This window comes from Erwinia sp. OLFS4, assembly GCF_002752165.1.
Lineage (GTDB): Bacteria > Pseudomonadota > Gammaproteobacteria > Enterobacterales > Enterobacteriaceae > Izhakiella.
This window is the reverse complement of sequence record NZ_MOMB01000060.1, coordinates 18,591-38,492: the sequence shown is the minus strand read 5'-3', so window position 1 is coordinate 38,492 and position 19,902 is coordinate 18,591. Positions and strand designations below refer to the sequence as shown.

The window sequence follows — 19,902 nt, the reverse complement described above, 5'->3', positions numbered from 1 at the left end:
GCGATCTGTTTCTCAGGCAGGGCCGCAATGAATGACGATACGATTCGCCCCGACCCGGACGCATTGTTAAAACATGCAGAGGAAAACCTGCGTGGGCGATTAAAAATCTTTTTTGGTGCCAGCGCCGGCGTCGGAAAAACCTGGGCGATGTTACAGGAGGCTCAGCGGCTGCGAGCACAGGGGTTGGATGTGCTGGTGGGCGTCGTGGAAACCCACGGTCGTAAAGAGACCGCAGCGCTGCTCGATGGCCTGACGCTGCTCGCGCGCCGGCATGCTGCACGTCACAATCATAGTGAGTTTGATCTTGATGCCGCGCTGGCCCGGCATCCGGCAGTGATTCTGATTGATGAACTGGCCCACAGCAATGCGCCAGGATCGCGTCATCCTAAGCGCTGGCAGGATGTGGATGAGCTGCTGGCGGCGGGTATTGACGTGATGACCACGGTGAATGTTCAGCATCTGGAAAGCCTGAATGATGTCGTCAGTGGCGTGACCGGTATCCGGGTGCGGGAAACGGTTCCCGATCCTTTTTTTGATTCCGCCGACGATGTGGTACTGGTCGATCTACCGCCGGATGACCTGCTGCAACGCCTGAAAGAGGGAAAGGTTTACGTCGGCGATCGGGCCGAACGCGCCATCGAAAATTTTTTTCGTAAAGGTAACCTTTATGCCCTGCGCGAGCTGGCGCTGCGCCGGACCGCTGACCGGGTAGACAACCAGATGCGGCTGTGGCGTGACGGTCATGGCCGCGACAAGGTCTGGCATACCCGCGATGCCATTCTGCTGTGTATCGGCGATAACAACGGCAGTGAAAAACTGGTGCGTATTGCCGCGCGTCTGGCGGCAAAACTGGGCAGTAACTGGCATGCCATTTATGTGGAAACCCCGCGTTTGCATGGCATTTCTGAAGCGCGCCGGCGCGCGGTATTACGCACTTTACAGCTGGCAAGAGAGATGGGTGCCGAAACGGCGACGCTGTCCGATCCCAGCGAAACCGCCGCAATCTTGCGCTATGCCCGGGAGCATGATCTGGGCAAGATTGTGATTGGCCGTTCTGCGGGAAAACAGCGCTGGCGACGTGAGCGTATTCTGCGGCGGCTTGGTAAATCCGGTCCCGATCTCGATTTGCTGGTGGTGGGGCTGGATGATGTACCGCACAGTCGTGCCGGGTCGACCAGCGACGGACGTTCTTCTTCTGCTGAAAAATGGCGACGCCAGATACAAGGCTGTACTGCGGCGTTGCTATTGTGCTTGCTGATTACAATTATCTGCCGCTGGTTACTGCCGAACGTTGATCCGGTCAATCTGGTGATGATTTATCTGCTCGGCGTGGTGATTGTGGCGTTGCGCTATGGCCGCTGGCCATCGGTAGTGGCGGTACTGCTCAGCATTATTGCGTTTGATATCACGTTTGTCTCCCCGGCGGGCACGCTGGCAATATCAGACATGCAGTACCTGGTGACGTTTGGGGTGATGCTGACGGTGGGTACGCTGGTGGGCAATCTGACCGCCGGTGTACGCTATCAGGCGCGGGTGGCACGCTACCGCGAGCAGCGTGCGCATCAACTCTATGAGCTGGCGCAATCACTTGGCGGCGCGCTGTCACCGCAGGATATTGCCAAAAGCTGTCAGCGCACCGTTAACAATACGCTTGGCGCTCGCAGTGAACTGCTGCTGAGTGATGAACAGGGCGTCCTGACTATGGTCGGTGAGAAGCATCTTAACGTGTTACCTGACCTGGCTATCGCTCGCTGGAGTATTGATAAAGGGCTGCCTGCCGGTGCCGGGACCGATACCTTGCCCGGCGTGCCTTATCAGATGTTGCCGCTGAAAACCGCGCAGCAGACTTATGGATTGCTGATTATTGAACCCAGTAATTTGCGCCAGCTGATGATCCCCGAGCAACAGCGGCTGGTGAATACCTTCACCGTACTGGTTGCTAATGCACTGGAGCGCTTGCAGCTAGCACAGCGTGAAGAGATTGCCCGGCTGGCAGCCGAACGGGAACAGCTGCGCAACGCGCTACTGTCAGCGCTCTCTCACGATCTGCGTACCCCGCTGACGGTGCTGTTTAGTCAGGCCGAGATTCTGACGCTGGATTTAGCTAACGAAGGGTCAAAACATGCCGCCCAGGCCAGTCAGATTCGTCAGCAGACGCTGAACACGGTCCGGCTGGTGAATAATTTGCTGGACATGGCACGGATACAATCGGGGGGATTGAGCCTGAATGCTGAGTGGATGGCTCTGGATGAACTGATTGGCAGCGCATTGCAAAATCTGGCGCCATTACTGGGAAACCGGCGGGTCGAGCTTGATGTTCCCTCAGAAATGTTGCTGTTACACGTTGACGGTGCGCTGATAGAGCGGGTTTTTGCTAATCTGCTGGAAAATGCCCTGAAATATGGCGGTGACACAGCACGCCTTGGTATTACTGCACGGCGGACGGAAAAGCATACTCTGGCTATCAGCGTCTGGGATACCGGACCAGGTATCCCTGCCGGACAGGAGCGGAATATTTTCGAAAAATTCGCCCGCGGTAGCAAAGAATCTGCCGTACCCGGAGTGGGATTGGGCCTGGCAATTTGCCAGGCCATCATAGATATTCATGGCGGCAATATCAGTGCCAGTAACCGTCCACAAGGGGGCGCCTGTTTTACCTTCACGCTGCCGCTGGAAGCACCGCCGGCTCTGCCATAGAATCAGCTTAGTCGTTCGGCAATAAACCCCGCCGTCGCCCGTGCGCCGGCAGCAGAAATGGTGTGACCGGTTGACGGCTCAAACTGGGTTATCACCGGATAGCCGGCTTCACGTAGCTGTCTGGCTGCCTTTTCACTTTCGCTAAAAGGAATAACCGGGTCAATCATGCCGTGAATGAGCAGCAGCGGTGCTATTGCCGGTTGCAGTGGTGCCGGTGAAGCCAGACGACCGGAAAACGCCACGACGCCGGCTACCGGCCAGCGACCTGACACCACGGCATCAAGCACCATAATTGCGCCCTGAGAGAAGCCAACCAGTACGACTTTATCCAGTTGATCTGTCATTTGTTGCTGTTGCAGCACACGCGTCATGATGCGATCAAAACCGGCGCGTGCTTGTGCCACGCGGTGCGGACGCGTTTCGTCCGTAATCCCTTCAAGGGCAAACCATTGATAGCCCGCGCGGTGGGGAGAACGTTCGGCGGCGTTTGGACTGGAAAACCGCACGTCCGGCAGATCGGGTGCCCAACGCGCAGCAAGTCCGGCCAGGTCGTCCCCGTTACTGCCAAAACCGTGCATAAGAATCGCTAATCCGCCTGCCATAACTTTCCTCATTGGCCATCAGAAAACAGGTAAGTATTGTGCGTGCTCAACGACTGACTGCGTAAGGTTTATGTGCGATTGTCCGTCGTTGTAGCGCGCGGTTTATCAGCTTTAGCGGCTTGAACAGCGGTGTGATGCTGTTGGTTTCCCAGCGGTTATCCCGCAGGGCGCAGGCCAGCAACACTTTTTAGGCCATGGCACAGTACCCACGCGTTGCCGGCACTCCGGGTAAATCCTTGTAAAATATGCCGCTCATGGTTTGCGCCATTGCCTGTCAGCAGGCGACATTATTTCAGGGGCCTGTGCGTTATTACGCCTCAGCAGTTGGTTTTTGTATCCTATACCTGCTGGCTCGCCGGGAATAGTCCTGTTGTCTTAGTCTGCTGATGGCGAAAAATGATTATTTCCAAATCAGGGCGGGTTAGTTGACAATGGCAACAGAGATTCCTCCTCATTGCCTGTCTGCAATATTTTGCACTAAGCCTGGCTGGATTCATGGAAAAAATGAGAACTTAAATCATGTTATCTCAACGTTTTGAACGTCTGATTAATGTCTTCAGGGATGCGCCGGATGGGATGCCTCCCAACCGGGTTTGGGCATTCTATTATTATTATCTGCGCCAGGTCTGGCCAAGTTTTGCCATATTGCTGGTGGTCGGTCTGATTGCTGCGCTGATCGAGGTGGCGTTGTTCAGTTATCTGAGCCGTATTATCGATCTGGTTAACGCCACGCCAGCGCAGGCGTTGTTTCGCGACCATGCTGGTGAACTGGTGTGGATGGCGGTAGTGGCGCTGCTGCTGCGGCCTGTTTTTATTGGTATCCATGATTTGCTGGTGCATCAGACCATCGGCCCCGGTATGACCAGCCTGATCCGCTGGCAAAATCACAATTACGTCCTGCGTCAGAGCCTGAGTTTCTTTCAGGGTGACTTTGCCGGCCGTATAGCGCAACGCATTATGCAAACGGGTAATGCGTTACGCGATTCCGTTGTTCAGACGGTTGACGCGCTCTGGCATGTGCTGATTTATGCCGTCACCACTCTGGTGTTGTTTGCCCAGGCCGACTGGCGGCTGATGCTGCCGTTGATTCTGTGGATTACTGGCTATGTCCTGTGCATGTGGTATTTCGTGCCGCGGGTGAAAGCCCGATCGGTCGCCTCGTCTGAGGCACATTCCAGACTGATGGGGACCATTGTTGACGGTTACACTAATATCACCACGCTGAAGCTTTTTGCTCATGGTACGCTGGAAAAGCACTATGCCCGTGAGGCCATTGAAGAGCAGACCGACAAATCGCGCCGTGCCGGACGCATGATTAGCGGCATGGATGTCACGATTACTACGCTTAATGGTTGCCTGATTGTCTCCACCACCGGGCTGGCATTATGGCTCTGGACCCAGTCGCTGATTAGCGTGGGTGCCATAGCGCTGGCGACCAGTCTGGTGATTGGCATTGTTAATATGTCCGGCTGGATTATGTGGGTGGTAAACGGCATTTTTGAAGATATCGGTATGGTCCAGGATGGGCTGAAAACCATCGCCCAGCCGGTGAAAGTTTCCGACCAACCCCAGGCGAAACCGCTCCAGGTGGCGCGCGGTGAAATTCGCTTTACTCACGTGCAGTTTAATTATGGCGGCACCCGGCCGGTGATTGAAGGGCTTAATCTGACGATTCAGCCAGGGGAAAAAATCGGGCTGATTGGCCCCTCAGGGGCCGGCAAATCAACCCTGGTTAACCTGTTATTGCGTCTTTATGATCTTAACGGTGGCACGATTGAGATTGATGGCCAGGATATTGCGCAGGTGAGTCAGGAAAGCCTGCGCGCGCAAATAGGGATGATCACTCAGGATACCTCTTTACTGCATCGTTCGATTCGCGACAATTTACTCTATGGTCGCCCGGACGCCTCTGTTGACGCGCTGGATCAGGCTATCAGGCGGGCACGGGCTGATGAATTCATTCCCCTGCTGTGCGACGAACAGGGGCGCAGTGGTCTGGATGCCCATGCCGGTGAACGCGGGGTGAAATTATCCGGTGGTCAGCGCCAGCGTATTGCTATTGCCCGGGTGTTACTAAAAGATGCGCCGATTCTGGTTATGGACGAAGCCACGTCGGCGCTGGACTCGGAAGTAGAAGCGGCGATCCAGGAAAGTCTGGAAGATCTGATGCAAGGAAAAACGGTTATCGCCATTGCTCACCGCCTGTCAACCATTGCCAAAATGGATCGACTGGTGGTGCTGCAGAAAGGGAAAATTGTTGAAATGGGTAACCATCAGCAGCTGCTGGAAAAAAATGGCTTGTATGCCCGTTTATGGCGGCATCAGACCGGCGGTTTTGTCGGGGAGATCTGACGGCAGGCGCGGCCAGGATAGGCGAGTGCGCCTGCCGTCAGCCCGCCTGGCGATGATAAGGTAAAGCCTGGCGCGCCTGGTCGGCCCAGGCTTGCACGGCGGGTCGCTCCTGCTGCAGGTAATCAGCGACCGCAGCGTGCAAACCGGCATGCTGCAGTAAATGCCACGAATGGGTCACCACCGGCAGAAAGCCGCGTACCAGCTTATGCTCCCCCTGAGCACCTGCGTCAAAACGGCTAAGTCCGTGGGTTATCATGTAATCCATATCCTGATAAAAACAGGTTTCAAAGTGCAGGTGGTCAAATTCAGCCAGACAACCCCAGTAACGACCATAGAACGTATGGTCATCCACCAGGCTGAACGCCATGGCCACCGGCAGGCTCTGCCGTTGGGCGATGACCACACGAATAGCGGCGGGCATGCTTTCAGCGAGTAAGCTGAAAAACAGCCGGTTGAGATAAGGACGCTGACCGCGCACGGCATAAGTGTTGGCATAACACTGATAGACAAAATCCCACTGCTGTCCGGTCAGTTCGTTCCCCTGATACCAGACAAAATCAAAGCCCTGATCGCGGACTGCCTGGCGCTCTTTACGCATATTTTTACGCTTACGTGACATGAGCGTATCGAGAAAATCATTGAAATCGCGGTAGCGAAGGTTGTACCAGTGATACTGGCAGCCATAACGCTGCAGCCAGTTTTGCTGTGGTGCCAGTAGTCGGTCCGCTGGCGCATCGCTAAAGTTTATATGACCGCTATACAGGCCGTTCTCGTTGAGCCAATCCGGCAACCGGTCAAGCAGCTGATGTGCCGCAAAATTGTCCCCCAGTACGCGTGCACCGCTCACCGGACTGAAGGGGATGGCGCTGAGCCATTTAGGATAGTACGGCAGACCTGCGCGCTGGCTGGCATCTGCCCAGGCGTGGTCAAAAATATATTCGCCGCGCGAGTGGTATTTCCGATAGCCCGGCATGGCGGCCAGAATCTTTCCCTGTTCCTGCCAGATTAAATGCTGTGGTTGCCAGCCGGTTTCATGCCTGACACAGCCACTTTCTTCCAGCGCACTCAGGAAAGCGTGACGGACAAAAGGTTGATTGTCGGTCAGCAGGGCATCCCAGCTGGCGGCCGGAATAGCGTTTATCGCATTTAGCGGGGTGAGCGACATGTCAGGCTCCGGTAGATGGGGCGTGTTCCCCTGAAGGTTGTCCTGCGCCCGGTCTTTGCCTGTGCATCAGCTATAACCAAACTGAATTGGCCTTAGGCCAGCACCAATGTTACCAATATCAAAACGGCAACAGGTAAAAACGTTTGACGGAGTTCACATTATGCAATTCTGCTCTGTATCGCTGCCTGCCTGCTGAGCGAGAATAAACCTAAGCCGTTATATTTGCCGGATAGTTATTGCATTACTATAGAATTTTATCACCGTTAATCAACACCCCTTAACAAATGGGTTATTATTGGGATGAGACTGTACACCGAACGACTTTGCCTGCGGCCGGTCAGCCCGGAAGACAGCGAATCACTGTTCGCTATCTACGGTGACCCGGCGACTAACCAGTTTAATCCAGCTGGCCCTTTTCCCGACAGGGAGCATGCCGATTTGGTCCTGAGTGGCTGGCTGGCACACTGGCGACAGCACGGATTTGGCAACTGGGCAATTTCGTTACGCCAGCAGCCGGATAAAACGCTTGGCTTTGGTGGCATTGCCAGGCGTAAGATAGCCACTGAAACAATGAATAATCTCGGTTATCGGTTTGCCCGCTATGCCTGGGGACAAGGGCTGGCGACAGAGTTTGCCCGGGTTATACTGCACCACAGTTTTCATCAGCTTAATATGCCGGAAGTGGCGGCAACGGTGCGTCAGAACCATCTGGCCTCACAGCGGGTATTGCAGAAAGTCGGTCTCAAAGTGTGCGGGCAAATTGACGATGTACCCGGGGCGCCTGTCAGCCTGCTGTTTCGCCTTCGTCATGAAGAGTGGCGGGTGCAAACCTATGAGTCAGGTGGAGGACCGGTTGCGTAATCATTGCTGAATATCGTGGGCCTGATTGCCAGTAAAACAGCATGAAATAAGGGATAGTGTGATGGCGCAGCAGCATATTGTGGTAATTGGCGGCGGAACAGCGGGCCTCGGAGTGATTGCCAGCTTAAGAAAAAGACGCCAGCAGCTGACGATAACATTGATCGAACCACAGGAATATCACTACTATCAGCCGGGCTGGACACTGGTAGGCGCCGGGGAATATGACCAGCTAAAAACCCGACGTCCGCTGCGTGAGCTGATTCCTGAAGGGGTCTGTTGGTGCCAGGATCGCGTTAGCAAAGTTGATGCAGAAAGTCAGCAGGTGCATACCCTGCAGGGCCAGACGCTGACATACGATGTCTTGCTGATATGCTGTGGCCTGACGTTGCACTGGGAAAAAATTGACGGTCTGACAGAGACGCTGGGCAAAAATGGTGTCACCTCCAATTACCGTTACGACCTGGCGCCTTATACCTGGCAACTGGTGCAGCAATTGCAACAGGGTAACGCACTTTTCACCCAGCCGCCGGTGCCAATTAAATGTGCTGGCGCCCCACAGAAAGCACTTTATCTGGCCTGCGACTACTGGCAAAAGCAGCAGCGTCTTGAGCACATTCAGAGCGAATTTTGTCTGGCTGGTCAGCAGTTGTTCAGCGTGAGTGCTTTTATCCCGGAATTAGAACGCTGGATGGCACGCTATCATGTCCGCATCAACTATGGCTGTAATCTGGTGAAAGTTGACGGTGCAAATCATCAGGCCTGGTTTGAACTGACCGGGCCGGAAGGCGTGCGCGTGCAGGTGCAGAAATCCTTCGATATGTTGCATGTGGTTCCCCCCCAGCTGCCGCCGGCGTTTATTGCCAGCAGTGGCCTCGGCAATGAAGGGGGCTGGTGTGAGGTGGATGAAAAAACATTGCAGCACAAGCGCTTTCCTTCGGTATTCGCCCTGGGTGATGTGGTTTCCAGCCCTAATTCAAAAACCGCAGCGGCCGCGCGTAAGCAGATAGTTATTGTGGCGCGCAATGTGCTGCATTTTTTACGTCAGCAGTCGCTGACGGCGAACTATGATGGTTACAGCTCCTGTCCTTTGTCGGTGGCGCGCGGTAAGGTGGTTTTGGCCGAATTCGGCTATAATGGCCGTTTGCTGCCAACGTTTCCTCTCAATCCCTTAAAGCCACACTGGTTGGGGTGGTTTCTCAAGACACGCTTTTTACCCTGGTTTTACTGGAAAGGGCTTTTACAGGGCGTGGAATGGTTTACTTACAGTAAGCCCAAACGTTAGCAACGGCCGCTGCTAAGTGGCTGCAGGCAGATGCTATAGTGGTATTGCCGGCAGCCGCGTCGTTGCCTGACAATAAACCTCTGACTCAACGTACTCACTGGCGTGGCAGTTTGCGCTATTTACCCTTAAGCGGCACAGATCGCATCCGGGAAACATCACGATGGGAATGCAGAATGCTTAGTCGACGCCGGTTATTGCAGGGAGCCGGTGCTTTCATATTATCAATCAACGCAGGTAAGTTGATGGCAACCGAAGACAGAATAGCGTTATGGCCCGATCGGCCGCCTGGCGGCGGTGGCCCCTCAGGCAAGGTCAACATTTCGTTTAATGGCTCCTGGTCTAATATTGCCAGTCCTGCCTTGCAACGTTTTCAGCCGGAGAATTCCAACGGGGAAGCGGTGCTGATTGCTGCTGGCGGTGGTTATCGCTGGATTGGTATGGCTGGCGAGGCATGGCCAGTGGCCAGCTGGTTGAATAAGCTGGGCTATACCGCCTATGTCCTGAGCTACCGCTTGCCTCAGGAGGGCTGGCAGGCCGGCAGTTATGCACCATTGCAGGACGCACAGCGCGCCATCCGGCTGGTACGCTCAATGGAACGCAAAGTCCATCTGCTGGGATTTTCTGCCGGCGGCCACCTGCTGGGTATGGCAGCGGCCAGACCAGATTTTGCTTCTTATCCACCCATGGATAATCTTGATCAGATTGTTCCGGTGGCCGATACCATCGGGCTGATTTATGCGGTGGTGACGCTGGAACAGCCTTATACGCATACTAATACGCATCGCATGCTGTTAGGCGATAACGCTTCACCTGCCGATGAAGCCCGCTGGTCGGTACAAAATTATGTCACTTCCTATTTCCCGCCGACGTTTCTCGCCCAGGCAGATGACGACAATATTGCTAATCCTCATAACCTGCTAATCATGCAGGATGCCTGCCGGAAACAAAAAGTCCCGGTACAGCTGATCAAAATTACCCGTGGCGGCCATGGTTTTGGCCTTGGCAAAGCCGGGACGGCGGCCGCAATCTGGGATGAAGCTTACGCTTCATGGCTGCACAGCCATATCTGAAGGCGCGCGGCTTCTTCAGATTATGCTGAAATTGCAGGGATGCTTTACTTGCCGTTGCACTGCTCCGGCGCGTTGCCCAATACCCTCCGGTTCTGCTGGTCGCTATTTTTCAGGCTAACCGCCTTATCATACCATTGAGCTGTTATTCTCTAAGGCATTGCATTATCGCCAGGAGGTAAGCCAATGAATCCGATAGCCTTAGCACAGAAGCTTCAGGCGCTGGCCCAGTCCGGTCTGACCTTTAGCCAGGATAAGTTTGATATTGAACGCTATCAGCAGCTTCGGGCGTTAGCCGCACAACTGATGGCAGAGCATTTTTCTGCAACCCCCGATCAGCTAGAGGCAAGCTTCAGCCAGCAGCAGGGATATGCCACTCCGAAGGTGGATAGCCGGGGTCTGATTCTTCGCGATGGCAAGCTGTTAATGGTGCGTGAAGCGGAAGACGGCGGCTGGAGTTTACCCGGCGGCTGGGTGGACGTAGGCGATGCACCAAGACAAGCCGCCGAACGTGAAGTGCGTGAAGAGACGGGGCTGGAGGTGCGGGCTACACGCCTGCTCGGCGTATGGGATCGTAATCAGCATGGGCACCCGCCCCATCCGTTTCATATCTATAAGCTTATTTTCCTCTGCGAGGAGCAGGGTGGCGAACTGGCCATTAGCCATGAATCGCTGGATATTGGTTTCTTTGCACCTGATAACCTGCCGCCGCTGTCGCTGACGCGTATTGTGCCGTTGCAAATTGAAACCAGCTTGCGCATTGCGCTTGAGGGTGGTGAACCCTGGTGTGATTGAGACGGTTTTAAGATTTGCCGTTATTTTTCCACAAGGGACAGGATAGTAGATTAATAAGGAGAGAGGATGTTTGCGGGCGTATTGTTTGCACTGGCGGCCGGATGTTTGTGGGGCCTGATTTTTGTCGGTCCGCTGATAGTACCCGATTATCCTGGCATCATGCAGTCTGCCGGACGCTATGTCGCCTTCGGGCTGATCGCCCTGCCGCTGGCATGGCACGATCGCCAGCGGTTACGGCAACTGACGGCTGGCGACTGGCTGGAGGCGCTGAAACTGAGTCTGGTAGGCAATCTGCTCTATTATGGGTTTCTGGCCAGTGCCATTCAGCGCACCGGGGCGCCGGTTTCCACTATGCTAATTGGTACGCTACCGGTGGTGATTTCTATTAGCGCCAATTTTTTTTACGGACATCTGGAAGGACGTCTTGCCTGGCATCGTCTGTTACCGGCACTGCTGCTGATCCTGGCGGGTTTGCTGTGTGTTAACCTTGCTGAACTTGATGCGCGTCAGGGGCAGATGGATTTGCTGCGTTACCTGACCGGTATTGTGCTGGCATTGCTGGCCGTAGTGTGCTGGACCTGGTATCCGTTACGCAATGCCCGCTGGCTGCGTGTTCACCCCGGGGCGCGGCCATCAACATGGGCGACTGCACAGGGGCTGATGACGCTGCCGCTGGCACTGTTGGCCTGGGGGCTGGCCTGCCTGCAGCTGATGATTACACAGCCAGCGTTTCCGCTGCCTTTAGGCCCGCGGCCGGCGATTTTTCTTAGCCTGATGCTCGCTATCGGCTTGCTGTGTTCGTGGCTGGGCGCGATGTGCTGGAATACTGCCTGTCAGCGCTTGCCGACAGTTATTGTCGGACCGCTGATTGTGTTTGAAATTTTATTTGGCCTGCTGTGGACTTTTCTCTGGCGTCAGAGCTGGCCGCCGTTACTGACGTTTTGCGGTATTGTTTGTCTGATGGCCGGGGTGATTGCGGCCATGCGAATTAAACCGCAGCCGGTGGTGGTCAACGTCAGTTAACCTGTGCGGCCAGCGGCATAGATACTGTCAGCAGTCGCCGCCAAAAGGATCATCAGCGGAAAAGATGGCAGAATTATCTTAACAGTCTGGTGATCGCTGCTTATACTTTTGAGTAACTTTGCCTGCAATTTTATTAACTTAGAGGTGGAAATGAAAGACATCGTTAAGGGATTCCTGAGTTTTCAGGAAAACGTGTTTCCTGAAAGACGTGAGCTATTTAAAGGTCTTGCTTCCAGCCAGAGTCCAAAGGCATTGTTTATATCCTGTTCTGACAGCCGTCTGGTGCCGGAGCTGGTGACACAGCAGGAGCCAGGCCAGCTGTTTGTTATTCGTAATGCTGGCAACATTGTGCCTTCATTCGGACCGGAACCCGGTGGGGTTTCTGCCACAATAGAATATGCGGTTCTGGCGCTGGGAGTCAGCGACATTATCATCTGTGGCCATTCAAACTGTGGGGCAATGAAGGCGGTGGCGACCTGTCAGTGTCTTGACAATATGCCCGCGGTTTCGCACTGGCTGCGCTATGCCGATGCGGCAAAATCAGTGATTGAAGAAAAACACTACGCCAGCGAAGAAGATAAAGTTAATGCCATGGTGCAGGAGAACGTCATTGCCCAGCTGTATAATATTCGCACGCACCCGTCGGTAGCCGTCGCCCTGCGTAATGGCGCTATCCGGCTGCATGGCTGGGTGTATGATATTGAAAGCGGTGTTATTCAGGCGCTGGAACATAAATCTGAGCGCTTTGTTTTGCTGTCAGAAAATCCGGAAACTTTTTTCGAATAAGCCTGTTGTAGCCGCGCGGTATCAGGTTGACGAAGGCCGATGACAGAAAATCTGCTGTTGTCATCGGTGCTGGCCGGCGGTGAGCAGAGTAAAACCGGTCTGGCAGCCGGTTTTTTTCATCTCAGCAGGGCGATCAGCGCATAGTAACAAATTCTTCTGCACCGGTCGGATGGATAGCGACGGTGTTATCAAAATCCTGCTTGGTGGCACCCATTTTTAGGGCGACCGCAAAGCCCTGCAGCATTTCGTCCATACCATAACCAATGCCGTGAATACCGACAATCTTTTCTTCCTTGCCGGCACAGACCAGCTTCATACGGCACGGCTGACGGTGCTGGGTTACCGCTGTGTACATGGCGGTAAAGGCGGACTGATACACTTTGATATTCTGCTCGCCGTATTGCTCGCGAGCCTGGGCTTCCGTCAGGCCCACGGTACCGATGGGCGGATGGCTGAATACCACGGTGGGAATGTTACTGTAATCCAGATGTTCGTCGGGTTTATTGTTAAACAGCCGTTCGGAAAGGCGCCGTCCAGCCGCCACCGCAACCGGGGTCAGTTCTACATGGCCGGTGTTATCCCCTACCGCATAAATACCGGCGACGTTGGTGTTCTGGAATTTATCCACCGGGATGTAGCCTTTTTCATCACGTAGCACGCCGGCCGCCTCCAGATTCAGGTTGTCGGTTGCGGGCTGGCGACCAATGGCCCAAATCAGGCAATCCACGGTTTGTTGCTGACCATTCTCCAGCGTCAGGGTCAGGCTGCCATCGGCGTTTTTGCTCACCGATTGTGGTATCGCGTGGGTATGCAGCGTCAGGCCGTCCGCTTTCATTACTTCCACCAGGGTTTCCGCCAGCAAGGGATCAAAGCTGCGAAGTGGGGCGTGTTTGCGCACGAACAGGTGGGTGTCAGACCCCAGAGCGTTCAGCACGCCGGCTATTTCAACCGCAATATAGCCGGCACCGACTACCGCTGAGCGTTTTGGCAGGGCTTCAAGCGCAAAAAAACCATCGGAATTAATGCCATATTCTGCGCCAGGAATAGCAGGCAGGACGGGCCGTCCTCCGGTAGCGATAAGAATATGGTCTGCGGTAATCTGTTCGCCGTTAACCTCAACGGTATGTGCATCAACAAAGCGTGCGAAACCGTGAATCACTTCTACGTTATTTTTGCCCAGCACATTGTCATAAGAGTGGTGAATGCGGTCAATATAGGCGCTGCGGTTTTTAATCAGCGTCTTCCAGTTAAACTGATTGATGGTGGTATCAAAGCCGTAGTCTGGCCCGTAATGATGAATTGCCTCGGCAATTTGCGCGGCATGCCACATCACTTTTTTTGGCACGCAGCCAACGTTGACACAGGTTCCGCCAAGGTATTTTGCTTCAATCAGCGCACATTTCTGTCCGTACATGGCGGCACGGTTTACCGAGGCGATTCCGCCGCTACCGCCACCAATGGCGAGATAATCATAATGTCTGGTCATTAAAGCATTCCGTCCGGTGAATTAGGTTGGCCTGAGAGCCAGCGCATCAGGCTATTTTTCGCGGTAATCAGGCAGGCTCGCCACGATATACTGCCCTGGCTGAACCGTCGCCTGCGGCAATACCGCCTGATAAAATAGCCTCTAGTGTAACGCCTGGGCTGGCGATCCCATAAAGTTTGCACCAATGATTGCAATAGGGAAAGGCCAGCGGCATTTCTCGCTACCGGCTGCGTGGCGCAAGTGGCTAAACGCGTTACACTCAACGCAGACAGCAACCTGAGGTAAGGCATGCAACTTCAATTTCTTGGCACCGGCGCAGGGATGCCCAGTCGCGAACGTAACGTCACCAGTATTGCACTCAACCTGACTGACCATGCCGTCAGCTGGCTGTTTGATTGTGGTGAAGGCACACAGCATCAGATCCTGCGTACCACGATCAAAGCGGGGCGGATCGAAAAGATCTTTATTACACATTTACACGGCGATCATATTTTTGGCCTGCCTGGTTTGCTGACCAGTCGATCAATGAGTGAGGGTAGCGGACCCTTAACATTGTACGGTCCGGCCGGTCTCCGGCGCTTTGTGGAAACCACGCTTTCTCTTAGTGGTTCCTGGGTCTCCTTTCCGATGGAAATTATTGAAATCAGCGCCGGGGTGGTATGCGAGGATGAGCGTTTTCGGGTCATGGCCGCCGAAATGAATCATCCTGTTGAATGTTATGGCTACCGTATTGAAGAAAAAGATAAGCCAGGGGCACTGGATGACATCAGGCTGGCCGCGGCGGGGGTACCACGCGGCCCGTGGTTTTATGATCTTAAACAAGGTCGCCAGATTAGCCTGGCCGATGGAAGGGTGATTAACGGCAAGGATTATCTGTTGCTTGGAAGAAAAGGCAAAACGCTGGTGATTTTTGGCGATACCTCGCCTAACGCTGCGTCGTTATTGCTGGCAAAAGATGCCGATTTAATCGTGCATGAAGCGACGCTGGAAGCGGCCATGGAGGAGAAGGCAAATGGGCGTGGCCATTCGTCCACGGTGCAGGCCGCGAGGGTAGCACAACAGGCGGCGGTGCGGCGGCTGATTATTACCCACCTGAGTTCACGTTATCAGCGGGACGCCTGTCCGCGTCTGCTGGCAGAGTGCCGGGCTATTTTCCCGGCAACCGAGATGGCGCACGACTTCGCGTTGTTCAGCGTGTGATTATTCCGCTACCAGCCAGCTGACGTGAGTGTGACCGGTACCGGCAGGCACCAGTTTTTCATGCAGCCAGGGAAGCAGTGATTTCATCTGCTGTTCCAGCCGCCAGGGGGGATTAACCACCAGCATCCCGGAGGCGGTCATCCCCCGCTGGTCGCTGTCCGGTCGGACCGCCAGTTCAATTTGTAAAATGCGGCGAATGCCGCTGGCCTGCAACTGGTTAAGCATTTTTTTCACCTGCTGACGCAGCACCACCGGATACCAGAGAGCGAATACCCCGGTCGCAAAACGTTTGTGACCTTCCTGAATACCACTCACCACTGCCTGATAATCGCTTTTTAGCTCATAGGGCGGGTCGATTAAAATCACTCCGCGACGCGACGGAGGCGGTAGCCGCGCTTTCAGTTGCTGATAACCGTCAGCGCGTGCCAGCCGGGCGCGAGGTTCTTTCTGAAATTCGTTGCGTAGCAGCGGGAAATCACTGGGATGCAGTTCCGTCAGGTGCAGCGTATCTTCAGCACGCAGCAGGTGGCGGGCAATCAGCGGTGAACCGGGATAAAAGCGCAGATCGCGGCCCTGGTTGAAAGCACGTACCGCACCAATATAAGGTTTAAGCAGGTCTGGCAGATCGTCCTGTTGCCAGATGCGGGCAATGCCGTCGAGATATTCTCCGGTGCGTCCGGCATGTTCACCGCTGAGCTGATAGCGCCCGGCCCCTGCGTGAGTATCAAGATACAGGAACGGTTTTTCTTTCTCTTTCAGCCCTTCAATGATCAGGCTCTGAACGGTGTGCTTAAGAACATCGGCGTGGTTGCCGGCGTGAAAACTGTGGCGGTAGCTAAGCATGTCTGACGATTTATCCGATGGGAAAACATGGATGCCGCGGTGATCCGTTGATAACAATACCCTCCTGCAGGAGGACATTGGTCTGAGTCAGCGACAAGACTGCTGGCAGTATAACCTGTTAGCAGCCGAAATGCCCTGCCCGCAGCAACAGGCATTGATTTCTGTCTCGTTTAGCCCCATGTTACTGCTTATTGCGCGCAGTAACGCTGCCTCCATACACGATAAAAAGGACCGCGCTATGACGAATCCACTTCTCAGTCATTTTACTCTTCCACCTTTTTCCGCGATTAAACCTGAGCACGTGGTGCCTGCCGTCAGGCAGGCGCTCGACGACTGCCGTGCCACTGTTGAAAAGGTGGTGGCACAAGGGGCGCCCTGGAACTGGGATAATCTGGTACAACCGCTGGCGGAAGCTGACGATCGCTTAAGCCGGTTATTTTCACCGGTGAGCCACCTTAACGCCGTGAAAAACAGTCCTGAGCTGCGTGAGGCCTACGAGCAGGCGCTGCCGCTGCTGTCAGAATATGGCACCTGGGTGGGGCAGCATGCCGGTCTTTACCAGGCATACCGTAATCTGAAAGAGAACGGTGGTTATGCGTCGCTGAGTCTGGGGCAAAAAAAAGCGGTGGATAACGCGCTGCGCGATTTTGAACTTTCCGGAATCGGCCTTTCAAAAGACAAACAAAAGCGTTATGGGGAAATCGCCGCCCGTCTGTCCGAACTGGGGTCGAAATACAGTAATAACGTGCTGGATGCGACCATGGGCTGGAGCAAGCTGATTGTTGACCAGAGTGAACTGGCAGGCTTGCCAGAAAGCGCGCTGGCGGCGGCCAGCGCCCAGGCAGAAGAAAAAGGCCAGCAAGGCTGGCTGCTGACACTCGATATCCCCAGCTATCTGCCGGTAATGACCTATTGTGATAACGCCGCACTGCGTGAAGAGATGTATCGCGCTTATTCCACCCGGGCTTCCGACCAGGGGCCGAATGCAGGTAAATGGGATAACAGTGAGGTGATGGCAGAAGAGCTGGCGTTGCGTCATGAACTGGCGCAGCTGCTGGGTTTCGATTCTTATGCCGACAAATCCCTGGCGACAAAAATGGCGGAGAGCCCGTCTCAGGTGCTCGACTTCCTTGGCGATCTGGCGAAACGAGCTCGTCCACAGGCAGAAAAGGAACTGGCACAGCTGCGGGCTTTTGCGCAAAAACAGTTTGCGGTTGATGAGCTGCAACCCTGGGATCTGACCTATTATGGTGAAAAACAAAAACAGCATCTTTATACCATCAGTGACGAGCAGCTGCGCCCTTATTTCCCTGAAGCGCGGGTAGTTAATGGTTTGTTTGAGGTGGTGAAACGCATTTATGGCATCCATGCCAAAGAGCGTAAAGATGTGGATGTTTATCATCCGGACGTGCGCTTTTTCGATTTGTTTGACGAAACGGGTACGCTGCGCGGTAGTTTTTACCTTGACCTCTATGCCCGTGAGAATAAGCGCGGCGGGGCCTGGATGGATGACTGCGTTGGCCAGATGCGCATGGCCGACGGTTCGTTGCAAAAACCGGTTGCTTATCTGACCTGCAATTTTAATCGTCCGGTTAGCGGTAAACCGGCGCTGTTTACCCATGATGAAGTGACTACTCTGTTTCATGAGTTTGGTCACGGACTGCATCATATGCTGACGCAGATTGATGTCCCTGGGGTTTCCGGTATTAACGGCGTTCCCTGGGATGCCGTGGAGTTGCCGAGCCAGTTTATGGAAAACTGGTGCTGGCAGCCTGACGCGCTGGCATTCATTTCAGGCCACTATGAAACGGGTGAGCCGCTGCCGAAATCACTGCTGGATAAAATGCTGGCGGCCAAAAACTACCAGGCGGCACTGTTTATTTTGCGTCAGCTGGAATTCGGTTTGTTTGATTTCCGCCTGCATGCTGAATTTAATCCGGCCAGTGGCGCACGCATTCTTGAAACGCTGGCGCAAATTAAAAAGCAGGTTGCCGTGGTGCCGACGCCTTCCTGGGGCCGTTTCCCGCATGCGTTCAGCCATATTTTTGCCGGCGGTTATGCCGCGGGTTATTACAGTTATCTGTGGGCTGATGTGCTGGCAGCCGATGCCTGGTCACGTTTTGAAGAAGAAGGCATATTCAACCGGACAACCGGCCAGGCTTTCCTCGACAGCATTCTGACCCGTGGTGGTTCTGAAGAACCGATGACGTTGTTTAAACGTTTCCGTGGTCGTAAACCGAAGCTGGATGCAATGCTCAAGCATTATGGTATTCAGGAAACGTCTGCGGCGTGAAAATCTGCCTGATGGATGAAACGGGCGCCGGAGACGGCGCCCTGTCTGTATTGGCTGCCCGCTGGGGGCTGGAGCAGGATATGACTCAGCGGATGTCACTGGTGATGACTCACCAGGGTCTTGAGTTGCGTAAACAGGATGAACCCCGGCTGGGGGGGATTCGCGTTGATTTTGTCGCCGGGGCGTTGGCGCATCGTCGCCGTTTTGGCGGCGGGCGAGGGGAAGCGGTGGCGAAAGCGGTGGGGGTGAAAGGCCACTTTCTGCCGGATGTTGTCGATGCAACCGCCGGGCTGGGTCGGGATGCCTTTGTGCTGGCCGCTGTGGGCTGCCGGGTCCGCATGCTGGAGCGTCATCCGGTGGTTGCAGCGCTGCTGGACGATGGTTTACAACGTGGTTATCAGGATGCTGAAATTGGTGGCTGGCTGCGCCAGCGGTTGACGCTGTTGTATGGATCGAGCCTGACGGCGCTCAGCGATCTGCACCCGCGCCCGGAAGTGGTTTATCTTGATCCAATGTATCCGCATCGGCAGAAAAGTGCTTTGGTAAAGAAAGAGATGCGGGTGTTTCAGGCCCTGGTGGGTGCTGATACGGATGCGGATGGTTTGCTGATGCCTGCGCGCCAGCTGGCGACAAAAAGAGTCGTGGTGAAACGGCCGGATTACGCACCGCCACTGGCGGATGTGGTAACCCGTTCGGCAATTGTCACCAAAAGCCATCGCTTTGATATCTATCCGCCCCTGGGGGCATAACGGCAGTCCCCCACAGCGCACGCTATGGGGGTGACATCAGGTTACTCTTCTTCTTCATCACGCAGCGGAACGATCAGCATATCGACATGTACGGTATTGATCAGCTGGCGTGCTGATGACATCAGCTTGCTCCAGAAGTCCTGATGATGGCCGCAGACCACAAGGTCGGCGCCGTATTTTCTGATAGCATCAACCAGTACCTGACCTAAATCACCGCTACCGCTCAGGGTTTCGCTGATAGGGTAGCCGGCCCCAGTGGAAAGCTCGCTCAGGGCATTCTGGGTTTCTTCGGAAAGACGTTGTTGCATATCGCCAAGGTTAACGTCGATCAGACCGGTATAGAGATCGGAATAATTAACGTCAACATGAATAAGCGAAACTTTAGCATTGTGAGGCTGCGCGATAGAGATCGCTTTTTCCACCAACACTTTACTTTCGGGAGAAAGATCTACTGCTATCAGGATGTGTTTGTAAGCCATGATAAAACTCCTTCCATAAGACACGCGGGATCGGTCGCGAATGGTTAATCCTCGGTTGCGCCTTAACTTGCTAAAAGCAGATAAAAAAGAGGCGCAATGCTTCAACTTCCTTATTACCGGCCGGTGGGATAACTGTCCGGTATGATAATCGTTTTAATGTGCACTATTATAGTCCGACACGCTGTTGTGCACTGTGTCACAGCGCATTGTTTCACTTTTTTA

16 protein-coding genes are annotated in these 19,902 nt (G+C 54.4%); 11 read left to right on the top strand and 5 right to left on the bottom strand.

What is annotated here, in order from left to right; genetic code table 11:
• Positions 1-27: 27 nt before the first annotated feature.
• Positions 28-2,697 (top strand): two-component system sensor histidine kinase KdpD, encoded by a 2,670-nt coding sequence (gene kdpD, locus BL249_RS15320; RefSeq protein ID WP_099705880.1) that lies wholly within the window; start codon positions 28-30, stop codon positions 2,695-2,697.
• Between the two features lie 2 nt (positions 2,698-2,699).
• Here the strand turns inward: kdpD and BL249_RS15315 are convergent, their stop codons facing one another.
• Positions 2,700-3,299 (bottom strand): alpha/beta hydrolase, encoded by a 600-nt coding sequence (locus tag BL249_RS15315; protein ID WP_099705879.1) that lies wholly within the window; start codon positions 3,297-3,299, stop codon positions 2,700-2,702.
• Positions 3,300-3,818: 519 nt separating this feature from the next.
• Here BL249_RS15315 and BL249_RS15310 point away from each other — a divergent pair.
• Positions 3,819-5,651 carry an ABC transporter ATP-binding protein gene (locus BL249_RS15310; RefSeq protein WP_099705878.1) on the top strand — a complete coding sequence of 611 codons (1,833 nt, stop codon included), beginning with the start codon at positions 3,819-3,821 and terminating at the stop codon, positions 5,649-5,651.
• A 37-nt stretch (positions 5,652-5,688) separates the two neighbouring features.
• Here BL249_RS15310 and BL249_RS15305 read toward each other — a convergent pair whose 3' ends face one another.
• A complete protein-coding gene (locus BL249_RS15305; protein ID WP_099705877.1) occupies positions 5,689-6,816 on the bottom strand; it encodes a GNAT family N-acetyltransferase in 1,128 nt (375 codons plus the stop codon).
• 300 nt (positions 6,817-7,116) lie between these two features.
• Between BL249_RS15305 and BL249_RS15300 the strand changes: the two genes are divergently transcribed.
• The 6 genes from BL249_RS15300 to BL249_RS15275 all read left to right on the top strand — a co-directional run bounded on the left by BL249_RS15300 (position 7,117) and on the right by BL249_RS15275 (position 12,630).
• Complete coding sequence (locus BL249_RS15300) at positions 7,117-7,677, top strand: GNAT family N-acetyltransferase (RefSeq protein ID WP_099705876.1); 561 nt, start codon at positions 7,117-7,119, stop codon at positions 7,675-7,677.
• A gap of 61 nt (positions 7,678-7,738) precedes the next feature.
• Positions 7,739-8,959: an NAD(P)/FAD-dependent oxidoreductase gene (locus BL249_RS15295; RefSeq protein ID WP_099705875.1), complete on the top strand. Its 1,221-nt coding sequence runs from the start codon at positions 7,739-7,741 to the stop codon at positions 8,957-8,959.
• 173 nt (positions 8,960-9,132) lie between these two features.
• Complete coding sequence (locus BL249_RS15290) at positions 9,133-10,029, top strand: alpha/beta hydrolase (RefSeq protein ID WP_099705874.1); 897 nt, start codon at positions 9,133-9,135, stop codon at positions 10,027-10,029.
• Between the two features lie 183 nt (positions 10,030-10,212).
• Entirely contained in the window at positions 10,213-10,821 is a 609-nt protein-coding gene (locus tag BL249_RS15285) for an NUDIX hydrolase (protein ID WP_099705873.1), read from the top strand.
• A 66-nt stretch (positions 10,822-10,887) separates the two neighbouring features.
• Positions 10,888-11,844, top strand: coding sequence for a DMT family transporter (locus tag BL249_RS15280; RefSeq protein WP_099705872.1), 957 nt, complete (start codon positions 10,888-10,890; stop codon positions 11,842-11,844).
• 150 nt (positions 11,845-11,994) lie between these two features.
• Positions 11,995-12,630: a carbonic anhydrase gene (locus tag BL249_RS15275; RefSeq protein ID WP_099705871.1), complete on the top strand. Its 636-nt coding sequence runs from the start codon at positions 11,995-11,997 to the stop codon at positions 12,628-12,630.
• Between the two features lie 133 nt (positions 12,631-12,763).
• On the opposite strand, the gene gorA is transcribed toward BL249_RS15275, so the two are convergent.
• Positions 12,764-14,116: a glutathione-disulfide reductase gene (gene gorA / locus BL249_RS15270; RefSeq protein ID WP_099705870.1), complete on the bottom strand. Its 1,353-nt coding sequence runs from the start codon at positions 14,114-14,116 to the stop codon at positions 12,764-12,766.
• A gap of 288 nt (positions 14,117-14,404) precedes the next feature.
• Here gorA and rnz point away from each other — a divergent pair, with 288 nt between their 5' ends.
• Positions 14,405-15,316: a ribonuclease Z gene (gene rnz / locus BL249_RS15265; RefSeq protein ID WP_099705869.1), complete on the top strand. Its 912-nt coding sequence runs from the start codon at positions 14,405-14,407 to the stop codon at positions 15,314-15,316.
• On the opposite strand, the gene BL249_RS15260 is transcribed toward rnz, so the two are convergent.
• Positions 15,317-16,159: a 23S rRNA (adenine(2030)-N(6))-methyltransferase RlmJ gene (locus BL249_RS15260; protein WP_099705898.1), complete on the bottom strand. Its 843-nt coding sequence runs from the start codon at positions 16,157-16,159 to the stop codon at positions 15,317-15,319.
• A gap of 238 nt (positions 16,160-16,397) precedes the next feature.
• Here BL249_RS15260 and prlC point away from each other — a divergent pair, with 238 nt between their 5' ends.
• Positions 16,398-18,452, top strand: coding sequence for an oligopeptidase A (gene prlC / locus BL249_RS15255; protein ID WP_099705897.1), 2,055 nt, complete (start codon positions 16,398-16,400; stop codon positions 18,450-18,452).
• Entirely contained in the window at positions 18,449-19,201 is a 753-nt protein-coding gene (rsmJ, locus tag BL249_RS15250; protein WP_099705868.1) for a 16S rRNA (guanine(1516)-N(2))-methyltransferase RsmJ, read from the top strand. Before prlC ends, rsmJ begins: the two co-directional genes overlap by 4 nt.
• Positions 19,202-19,242: 41 nt before the next feature.
• Here the strand turns inward: rsmJ and uspA are convergent, their stop codons facing one another.
• Complete coding sequence (gene uspA / locus BL249_RS15245; RefSeq protein WP_099705867.1) at positions 19,243-19,680, bottom strand: universal stress protein UspA; 438 nt, start codon at positions 19,678-19,680, stop codon at positions 19,243-19,245.
• Positions 19,681-19,902 lie beyond the last annotated feature (222 nt).